This window comes from Streptomyces sp. MBT53 (assembly GCF_016654115.1).
GTDB lineage: Bacteria > Actinomycetota > Actinomycetes > Streptomycetales > Streptomycetaceae > Streptomyces.
Genome location: NZ_JAEQAZ010000104.1, coordinates 21,421 through 31,105 on the forward strand (window position 1 = coordinate 21,421; position 9,685 = coordinate 31,105).

Annotated in this window: 8 protein-coding genes and 1 other RNA gene; 2 read left to right on the forward strand and 7 right to left on the reverse strand. The window is 67.9% G+C overall.

Going from position 1 to position 9,685, the window contains the following annotated elements; translation table 11 throughout:
• The first annotated feature begins 7 nt into the window (after positions 1–7).
• Entirely contained in the window at positions 8–2,878 is a 2,871-nt protein-coding gene (locus JHN45_RS31640) for a glycoside hydrolase family 3 protein (protein ID WP_200711921.1), read from the forward strand.
• Positions 2,879–2,929: 51 nt separating this feature from the next.
• On the opposite strand, the gene ssrA is transcribed toward JHN45_RS31640, so the two are convergent.
• From ssrA to ftsE, 5 genes are all read right to left on the reverse strand, one after another.
• Positions 2,930–3,317: a transfer-messenger RNA gene (ssrA, locus tag JHN45_RS31645) on the reverse strand.
• Between the two features lie 104 nt (positions 3,318–3,421).
• Positions 3,422–3,964 (reverse strand): SsrA-binding protein SmpB, encoded by a 543-nt coding sequence (gene smpB / locus JHN45_RS31650; RefSeq protein WP_043259227.1) that lies wholly within the window; start codon positions 3,962–3,964, stop codon positions 3,422–3,424.
• A gap of 69 nt (positions 3,965–4,033) precedes the next feature.
• A complete protein-coding gene (locus JHN45_RS31655; RefSeq protein WP_201052139.1) occupies positions 4,034–5,218 on the reverse strand; it encodes a S41 family peptidase in 1,185 nt (394 codons plus the stop codon).
• A gap of 67 nt (positions 5,219–5,285) precedes the next feature.
• Positions 5,286–6,206, reverse strand: coding sequence for a permease-like cell division protein FtsX (ftsX, locus tag JHN45_RS31660; protein WP_200711923.1), 921 nt, complete (start codon positions 6,204–6,206; stop codon positions 5,286–5,288).
• 55 nt (positions 6,207–6,261) lie between these two features.
• Positions 6,262–6,951: a cell division ATP-binding protein FtsE gene (ftsE, locus tag JHN45_RS31665; RefSeq protein ID WP_019065989.1), complete on the reverse strand. Its 690-nt coding sequence runs from the start codon at positions 6,949–6,951 to the stop codon at positions 6,262–6,264.
• A gap of 260 nt (positions 6,952–7,211) precedes the next feature.
• On the opposite strand from ftsE, the gene JHN45_RS31670 reads away from it, so the two are divergent.
• Positions 7,212–7,403, forward strand: coding sequence for a hypothetical protein (locus JHN45_RS31670; protein ID WP_019056429.1), 192 nt, complete (start codon positions 7,212–7,214; stop codon positions 7,401–7,403).
• A 96-nt stretch (positions 7,404–7,499) separates the two neighbouring features.
• Here JHN45_RS31670 and JHN45_RS31675 read toward each other — a convergent pair whose 3' ends face one another.
• On the reverse strand, positions 7,500–8,111 hold the full coding sequence (locus JHN45_RS31675) for a hypothetical protein (RefSeq protein ID WP_201052141.1): 612 nt from the start codon (positions 8,109–8,111) through the stop codon (positions 7,500–7,502).
• Between the two features lie 335 nt (positions 8,112–8,446).
• On the reverse strand, positions 8,447–9,553 hold the full coding sequence (gene prfB, locus JHN45_RS31680; protein ID WP_200711925.1) for a peptide chain release factor 2: 1,107 nt from the start codon (positions 9,551–9,553) through the stop codon (positions 8,447–8,449).
• Between the last annotated feature and the right edge of the window lie 132 nt (positions 9,554–9,685).

Consider the following 9,685-nt stretch of genomic DNA (forward strand, 5'->3'; position numbering starts at 1 on the left):
GCTCGCCGTGGCGTTCGCCCTGATCGTCGGCCTGGGAGCCACGGTCCCGGCGACGGCCGACACCCCGTACCCCTTCCGCGACCCGACTCTCCCCGTGAACAAGCGCGTTGACGACCTCCTCGGCCGACTGACCCTCGACGAGAAGATCTCCCTCCTCCACCAGTACGAGCCCGCGATCCCGCGCCTCGGAATCCAGTCCTTCCGCACCGGCACCGAGGCGCTGCACGGTGTCGCCTGGCTCGGCAAGGCCACCGTCTTCCCGCAGGCCATCGGGCTCGCCTCCACCTGGGACCCGGCGCTGATGGAACAGGTCGGCTCGGCGGTCGGCGACGAGGCCCGCGGCTTCCAGCAACTACACCCGGACGGCTGGGGGTTGAACCTCTGGGCCCCGGTGGTGAACCTGTTGCGCGACCCGCGCTGGGGCCGCAACGAAGAGGGCTACAGCGAGGACCCCGAACTGACCGGCGCCCTCGCCACGGCCTACGGCGAGGGCCTGACCGGCGGCGACCCGGACCACCTCAAAACCGCCCCCACCCTCAAGCACTACCTCGCCTACAACAACGAGGTCGACCGCGCGACCACCTCCTCCGACCTGCGCCCACGGGTGGAGAAGGAGTACGACGAGGCCGCGTTCAAACCGGCGATCGCGGCGGACGCGGCGACAGGCGTGATGACGTCGTACAACCTGGTCAACGGCCGCCCCGCCACGGTGAATCCGGATCTGGACGCTGTCGTACGGAAGTGGACCGACCAGGATCTGCTGAACGTCACCGACGCCTTCGCCCCCGGCAACATCGTCACGCCCCAGCAGTACTACCCCACGATCGCCGAGGGCGACGCGGCGGCGCTCAAGGCGGGCGTCGACAGTTTCACGGACAACAGCGCCGATCCCGGCCCGACGACTTCCGCGATCAACTCGGCGCTGCAGCAAGGCCTGTTGAAGGTGTCGGACATCGACAAGGCGGCGTCGGACATCCTCTCCGTCCGCGTCCGGCTCGGTGAGTTCGACCCGGGCGGCGGCAAGTACGGCTCGATCGACGCGTCGGTGATCGACAGCCCGGCGCATCGGCGGCTGGCGCGCAAGGCGGCGGCCGAGGGGACGGTACTGCTCAAAAAAAGTGTGTCACTTCCGCTGAAAACGACACAGAAAAATGTGGCAGTGGTCGGCCCCCTCGCCGACACGCTCTACACCGACTGGTACTCGGGCACACTCCCCTACGCCGTCACCCCCGCACAGGGCATCGCCGCGAAGCTGAAAGCCCCCGTGGCCACCAGCGAGGGAGTCGACCGCATCGCCCTGCGCGACACGGCGACCGGCAAGTACGTCACGGCCGGCACCGGCGACACGGGCGCGCCCCTGCAGGAGACAGCCAACACCCCAACAACCACAGCTCAGTTCGACGCCTTCGACTGGGGCTCGGGCATCGTCACCCTGCGCTCGGCCGCCAACGGCAAGTACGTCGGCTACAACTGGTCGAACTTCGTCAACGACCAGACGCAGCCCAACGGTTGGTACGTCCAGCAGCAGTTCAAGCTGGAACAGCAGGACGACGGCACGTACTTGCTGAGATACGCGGGCTACGAGACGTCCGAGTCCTGGTGGTCGAACCCGGTCTACCTCGGCCCGACCGACGCGAACGGCACCCTGGGCCTCGTACCGAAGGACCAGGCGGCGCACTACACGAAGGACGTGGTCCGCAGCGGAGTCGCCGACGCCGTGGCCGCGGTGAAGGGCAAGGACACGGCGGTCGTCGTCATCGGCTCGATGCCGTCGATCAACGGCCGCGAGGCCCACGACCGCACGGACCTCTCCCTCGCCCCCTCGCAGGAAGCCCTGGTCAAGGCGGTCCATCGGGCCAACCCGAAGACGGTCGTGATCGTCGAGAACAGCTACCCGACCACCCTCGGCGCCCTCCAGCAGGAGGTCCCGGCCCTCCTCTGGACCTCCCACGCCGGCCAGGAGACGGGCAACGCCCTCGCCGACGTCCTCTACGGCGACGTCAACCCGTCCGGCCGCCTCACCCAGACCTGGTACCGCTCGGACGCCGACCTCCCGTCGATCCTCGACTACGACATCATCAAGTCCGACCGCACCTACCAGTACTTCCAGGGCACCCCGCTCTACCCCTTCGGCTACGGCCTCTCGTACACGACCTTCCGCTACGGCACCCTGAAACCCGTCGCCGGCGGCTACGAGGTCCCGGTCACCAACACCGGCACCCGCGCGGGCGACGAGGTCGTCCAGCTCTACACGCACCAGCGCACGTCCCGCGACAAGGAACCCCTGAAACAGCTGAAGGCCTTCCAGCGCGTGTCCCTCAACCCCGGCGAGACGAAAACGGTCCGCCTGAAGCTCAAGCAGCAGGATCTGGCCCACTGGGACGTCACCCGTTCGAAATGGGTCGTGGAATCCGGCACGTACGACGTCATGGCCGGAGCGTCCTCCGCCGACATCCGCAGCCGTACGACCTGGCAGGTCCACGGGGAGACCATCCCGCCCCGGAACCTGTCCCGAACGACCCGCGCCGAGAACTTCGACGACTACTCCGCCGTCCACCTCGTCGACGAGTCAAAGGCGAGCGGCACGGCGGTGGGCGCGGCGGCGGACGGCGCGTGGCTGAAGTTCGCGGACACCCAACTGGGCACGGGGGCAACGAAGTTCACGGCTCAGGTGGCGGGAACGGCCGCCGGCTCGATCGAGGTCCGGCTCGGCTCCCCGACGGGAAAGCTCGTGGGGACGGTTCACACGGCGGCGACTTCATCGTCGTACGACTACGAGACGGTGACCGCGGATCTGACCGCTGCGGCGAAGGGCCGTACGGACGTCTGTCTGGTCCTGAGCAACGGCCTGCGCATGTCGACCTTCACTGTTCAGTGACAGGAAAAAGCCCCCACTGCCAAAGCAGCGGGGGCTTTACCCACATGGGATGAGTGGAGATGGCGGGAATCGAACCCGCGTCCACCGGTGCAGAATCAGGGCTTCTCCGTGTGCAGTTCGCTGTGATTTTCTCGGCCCCGGCAATCACGCGAACAAGTCGCCGACGGGCCCAGTCACTGTTTGATTTCCCACCGGACCCCGTGACCGGGCCCGATGGTTTAGTTCCCTAGATTATGCCAGGGTCCGGGTCGGGAACATCCCCGGTCTGACACCCTTTTAGGGTCCTTCAGTCGCTGTTATTAGGCAGCGAGGGCGAAGGACTGGGAATCGCTCTTGGAATTGGCGATTATTGGTTGCGACATATGGTTAACGAGATCATTGCCGCTTCCTCGACACGCTTCACCTGCTTCGACAGCCGCTGTCGAAACCGATCATCCCCATGTTGTTTTTTCAAGTCCCTCCGAGGAGGGGGCGCACCCGCTGTGGGGTGCAGTAGCCATCGTACGTGACCAACGCACGCCGATGCCACCGTATTCCCCGTGGCTACTCGCCCCGCTGCTTCCGCTTCGCGGCGGCGATCGCGCGGTCCGACTCCCGGCGGTCCTGCTTCTCGCGCAGGGTCTGCCGCTTGTCGTACTCCTTCTTGCCTCGCGCGAGCGCGATCTCGGCCTTTGCCCGGCCGTCCTTGAAGTACAGGGCGAGGGGCACGATCGTGTGACCCGTCTCCTCCGACTTCGACGCCAGCTTGTCGATCTCCTCGCGGTGCAGCAGCAGCTTGCGCTTGCGGCGGACCGTGTGGTTCGTCCAGGTGCCCTGGCTGTACTCGGGGATGTGGGCGTTGTGCAGCCACGCCTCACCCCCGTCGATCTGGACGAAGCCGTCCGTCAGCGAGGCGCGCCCCTGGCGCAGCGACTTGACCTCGGTGCCGGTCAGGACGAGCCCGGCCTCGTAGGTGTCGACGATCGCGTAGTCGTGCCGGGCCTTCTTGTTCTGCGCGACGATCTTGCGCTTGCCGTCCTTGGCCTTCGCGGCCCCGCCGCCCTGCTTGGGCTGGGACTCCTTGGGTACGTACATTCCCTTGCTCATAGTGCTGACCATTTTCGCACTACGAGGGGGCGTGAGGGAAAGGCGATTACGGACGGCCGCGGGAAACCCCTACGACGCGTCCCCGAGCCCGCTCAGTACGGTCTCGGCCCGCTCCACGGCGGCCTGTCCCTGCGCGGTGACATCGAGGTCGGGGGTGATGCCCCGGCCGTCGACGGTGTGGCCGGAGGGGGTGCGGTAGTGGCCGACGGTGAGTTCGGCGACGACGCCGTCCGGGAGTTGGCTCGGCATCTGGACCGAGCCCTTGCCGAAGGTCCTGGAGCCCACGACGACCGCGCGGCCGCGGTCCTGGAGGGCGCCGGTGAGCATCTCGGCCGCGCTCATCGTGCCGCCGTCGACGAGCGCGACCAGCGGTCTGGTGGTGTCGCCGCCGGTGGCCGCGTGCAGGACCTGCTGCTCGCCGTCCACGTCGTACGTGGCGACGAGGCCTCCGTCGAGGAAGGCGGAGGCGGTGGTGACGGCCTCGGCGACGAGGCCGCCGGAGTTGCCGCGCAGGTCGAGGATGAAGCCGGAGTCGGCGGGGGCCTGGCGGACGGCGGTGCGGACGATGTCGCCGACGCCCTTGGTGAACGCGGAGATCTTGATGACGGTGACCTCGCCGGCGGGTCTGGTGACGGTCACGGAGTCGGTGGAGAGGCGGGCGCGCCGCACGGTCTCGCTCCACGCGTGCGTGCCGCGTTCCAGGCCGAGGGTGACGGTGGTGCCGGCGGCGGCGTCCTGGGCGTCGCCGCGCAGTAAGGACACGACCTCGGTGACAGGCTGTCCGTCGACGTTCTCGCCGTCCACGGTCCGCAGCCGGTCTCCCTTGCGGACGCCCGCGGTGGCGGCGGGCGACCCGGACTGCACCTTGGTCACCTCGATCCGGCCGTCGCGCTCCCGGCGGGCCCAGAGCCCGACGCCGGTGTACTGGCCGTCGAGGGCCTCCTCGAACTCCTCGTACTCCCCCTGGGAGTACACGGCGCCCCAGCGGTCCCCGCTGCGGCTGACGGCGCGTTCGGCGGCCTCCATGGGCGACTTGCCGTCGGCCTTGGCGTCGGCGGCGGCCTTCGCGACCTCCTCGGTACGGCCGAGGGGCGCCGAACGGGCCGTACCGGACGCCGATTTACGGTCCGGGCTGCCGGGTTCCTCGAACGAGCCGGTCGCCGCGCCGGCGACGAGCACGCTCGCGAACACCAATGTCAGGGCGGCCCCGCGGCGGATGCGGCGGGGCTGACAGAACAGGTCGCGGCCTGACATGGCGGTGAGTCTAGGACAACGGGAAGGGCCGCACGGGCGGTTGCCCGTACGGCCCTCTTGGCATGCGTCACACCTTCAGGTACTTGCGCAGCGCGAAAAACGCTGCCAGCGCGGGCATCAGGAGACTCGTCGCGAGGATGAGCGGGAGCTTCGTCAGGACGGCGTCCCAGCCGATGAAGTTGATCAGATTGAGCTTGTGGGACAGGTCCAGGCCGTGGTCGATGATGAAGTACCGGCCGATCACCAGGAATCCGCAGGCGACCGTGCCGCCGATGAGACCGGCGACGGCGGCCTCCATGATGAACGGCGCCTGGATGTAGAACCCGGACGCGCCGACCAGCCGCATGATGCCGGTCTCACGGCGACGGCTGAACGCCGAGACGCGCACCGTGTTGACGATCAGCATCAGGGCGACGACGAGCATCAGCGCCATGACCGCGCGGGCGGCCCAGTTCATGCCGTTCAGCAGGCCGAAGAGGTTGTCCAGGATGCCCTTCTGGTCCTGCACCGACTGGACACCGCCGCGGCCGTCGAAGGCCGTCGCGATGACCTGGTACTTCTCCGGGTCCTTGAGCTTGATGCGGTACGACTCCTGCATCTGGTCCGGAGTGAGGGAACTGGCCAGCGGGGAGTCGCCGAACTGCTGCTTGTAGTGCTTGTACGCCTCGTCCTGCGACTCGTACGTGACCTTCTGGACGACCGACGACATCTTGTCGAGGTCGGAGACGATCTGCTTCTTCTGGTCGTCGGTCACCGCGCCCTTGGCGCAGTTGGGGTCGGACTCGGCGTCGCTCTTGTTGCAGAGGAAGATCGAGACGTTGACCTTGTCGTACCAGTAGCCCTTCATCGTGGTGACCTGGTCGCTCATCAGGAGCGAGCCGCCGAAGAGGGCCAACGACAGGGCTACGGAGACGACGACCGCGAAGGTCATCGTCAGGTTGCGGCGGAGACCGACACCGATCTCGGACAGTACGAACTGGGCGCGCATGGCGGCTTCTTCAGGCCTTTCCGTGGACGGACTTCAGACGGCGGTCGAACGGCGGTCAGTGCTGGTAGCCGTAGACGCCACGCGCCTGGTCACGGACGAGGCGGCCGCCCTCCAGCTCGATGACGCGCTTGCGCATCTGGTCCACGATGTTCTGGTCGTGCGTCGCCATCACCACGGTGGTGCCCGTCCGGTTGATGCGGTCGAGCAGCTTCATGATGCCGACGGAGGTCTGCGGGTCGAGGTTGCCGGTGGGCTCGTCCGCGATGAGGAGCTTGGGCCGGTTCACGAAGGCTCTCGCGATGGCCACGCGCTGCTGCTCACCACCGGAGAGTTCACCGGGGCGCCGGTCCTCCTTGCCACCAAGCCCGACGAGGTCGAGCACCTGGGGCACGGACTTGCGGATCTCGCCCTTGGACTTGCCGATGACCTCCTGTGCGAAGGCCACGTTCTCGGCGACCGTCTTGTTGGGCAGCAGACGGAAGTCCTGGAAGACGGTCCCCAGCTGGCGGCGCATCTGCGGCACCTTCCAGTTGGAGATGCGGGCGAGGTCCTTGCCCAGCACGTGCACCTGGCCCTGGCTGCACCGCTCCTCGCGGAGGACCAGCCTCAGGAAGGTGGACTTTCCGGAGCCGGAGGACCCCACGAGGAACACGAACTCGCCCTTCTCCACTTCCAGGGAGACGTCCCTGAGAGCGGGGCGGGTCTGCTTGGGGTAGACCTTGGAGACACTGTCGAATCGGATCACGGGAGCACCACGGGTAGCCGGGGGTAGGTGAGCGTGACCATACGCGACCTGGGTGTGCCCGCGCAGTCGCCCTCCAGGGTTGTGCGAGGCTTGCACGTTTTGTCGCGGATCTGAAGGGCTGGAACGCACAAGGTCGGGGCAGGATAAGGCGAGCCGCGCCGAATCCCGCGGAACCTGGCACAGTGGAGGGGAACGTTCGGGAACGTTCTGGCATCCCGGGGCGTTGTGTCTGTGATAGCCGGTGCAAGGAGGGCGAGCGCATGACGTACGACCGGTTGGTGTGCGCGAACTGCGCGGCGCCCGTGAACGAGGGCCGCTGTCCCGTCTGCCGCGCGAACCGCGCGCGGCTGCAGCAGGAGAACCCGTGGGGCAATCTCAACCCCATGGCGTTGATCGCCCTGCTCGCGGTGCTGATCGCGGCGCTGGCGCTGGTGGCGCACCAGACCGCTTAGGCGGCCTGGACGAGGACACAAGGAAGGGCCCGGAGCGACAAGCTCCGGGCCCTTCGTCGTACGACGTGCGTACGGTCCGTACGGGGACGGCTACCGTCAGGCGGCCGTGCCGTTGCGACCGGTCCCGAGGCGCGGGAGGACGCGGAAGGCGATGCCGCCGGCGATCATCGTCGCGGCGCCGATCAGCAGGAACGCGGTCTGGCCCGCACCGGTCTCGGCCAGCTCGTCACCGCTGCCCTGGGCCGAGGTGTCGGAACCGGTGTCGGTGAGGGCGGAGGTGCCGGCCTCCTGGGCGGAGGAGCCGCCGTCGGGGTCGGTGTTGTTGCCGCCGGTGGAGCCGGTGCCGGAGCCGCTGGTGCTGCCGTCCGACGGGCTGTCGGTCGTCGGCTCGTCCGTGGGCTCGGTGGGGTTGTCCGTGGGCTCGGTCGGCTCGTCGGTGGGAGGCGTCGAGGTCGGCGGCTCCTGCGTGGGGGGCTCCGAGGTCGGCGGCTCCTCCGTCGGGGAGTTCGGCGCGGTCGGGAGACCGGTTTCGGTCGGGGCCGGGGTGTCGGTCCCGTCGCCGGGCGCGGGGTCGTCGGCGGTGGTCGCGCTCAGCGTCACACCCAGGTCGAGCGCCGATGCGGCACCCGCGGCGGTCAGCGAGGCGCCGGCGGCGATGATCGCGCCCGCCGCTATGCGCGCGACACGGATCCGCGTCTTCTTCGTCATTAGGTTGCTACCCCCATGTAGCTCGTCGTCAGTGATGCGTCGGTGTCCGGGGCCGTGATCGACAGGGGTAGCGGCTGGCGAAAGCTCGACTCCCCCGGTTCACATGCGCCCCGGAGACACGCATGCCACGCTTTACCCTTCCCATTTTTCACAGCAACGTCAAGGCCGTTGCGAGCGCAATGTCCAACTAAGGGTTCTTTGCTGGGGGATGGAACCTGTGAGTGTGATGTAAAACCCAGACATCCGGATACGCGAAAGGCAACTGCCGCCCGGTGGACGGCAGTTGCCTTGTCGACAAAGTCACTCGAAAGCAACTCGCGGAGCTATGCGCGGAGTTACTTCTCCTGCTGCTTGCGCCAGCGAATTCCGGCCTCCAGGAAGCCGTCGATCTCGCCGTTGAACACGGCCTCGGGGTTACCGACCTCGTACTCCGTACGCAGGTCCTTGACCATCTGGTACGGGTGCAGGACGTACGAACGCATCTGGTTGCCCCAGGAGTTGCCCCCGTCGCCCTTGAGGGCGTCCATCCGGGCCTGCTCCTCCTGGCGGCGGCGCTCCAGCAGCTTGGCCTGGAGCACGTTCATCGCGCTGGCCTTGTTCTGGATCTGCGAGCGCTCGTTCTGGCAGGAGACGACGATGCCGGTGGGCAGGTGGGTGAGGCGGACCGCGGAGTCGGTGGTGTTGACGCCCTGACCACCGGGCCCGGAGGACCGGTAGACATCCACCCGCAGCTCGGACTCGTCGATCTCGATGTGATCGGTCTGCTCGACCACCGGCAGGATCTCGACACCCGCGAACGAGGTCTGACGGCGGCCCTGGTTGTCGAAGGGCGAGATCCGCACCAGCCGGTGGGTGCCCTGCTCGACCGAGAGCGTGCCGTAGGCGTACGGGACGTGCACGGCGAAGGTGGTCGACTTGATGCCGGCCTCTTCGGCGTACGACGTCTCGTAGAGCTCCGTCTTGTAGCCGTGGCGCTCGGCCCAGCGCAGGTACATGCGCTGCAGCTTCTCGGCGAAGTCCGAGGCGTCGACGCCGCCGGCCTCCGCGCGGATGGTGACGACGGCTTCCCGGGAGTCGTACTCGCCGGAAAGAAGAGTCCGGACCTCCATCTCGTCCAGCGCCTTCTTGACGGCGGTCAGCTCGTGCTCCGCCTCGGCGAGGGTGTCCGGGTCGTCCTCCTCCTCGGCCATCTCGAAGAGGACCGAGAGGTCGTCGATCCGGCCGCGCAGGGCCTCGGTCTTGCGGATCTCGGCCTGGAGGTGACTCAGCTTGCTGGTGACCTTCTGCGCCGCCTCCGGGTCGTCCCACAGGGAGGGCGCTGCCGCCTGCTCCTCAAGGACGACGACATCTGCCCTCAGCTTGTCCAGGTCCAGGACGGCCTCGATCGACTCCATGGTCGAGGAGAGGGACTTGAGCTCTTCGGAAACATCGACGACTGCCACGCCTCCAGCGTAACGGCTCCGCCAAGCGGGGAGTGCCGTGGCTGTAACGGGGGCTCTGACTCACCGCCGCCTTGGTGCGGGCGTCCCTGGGGGCTCCGCCCCCAGACCCCCGACCTATGCCCACCCACCACC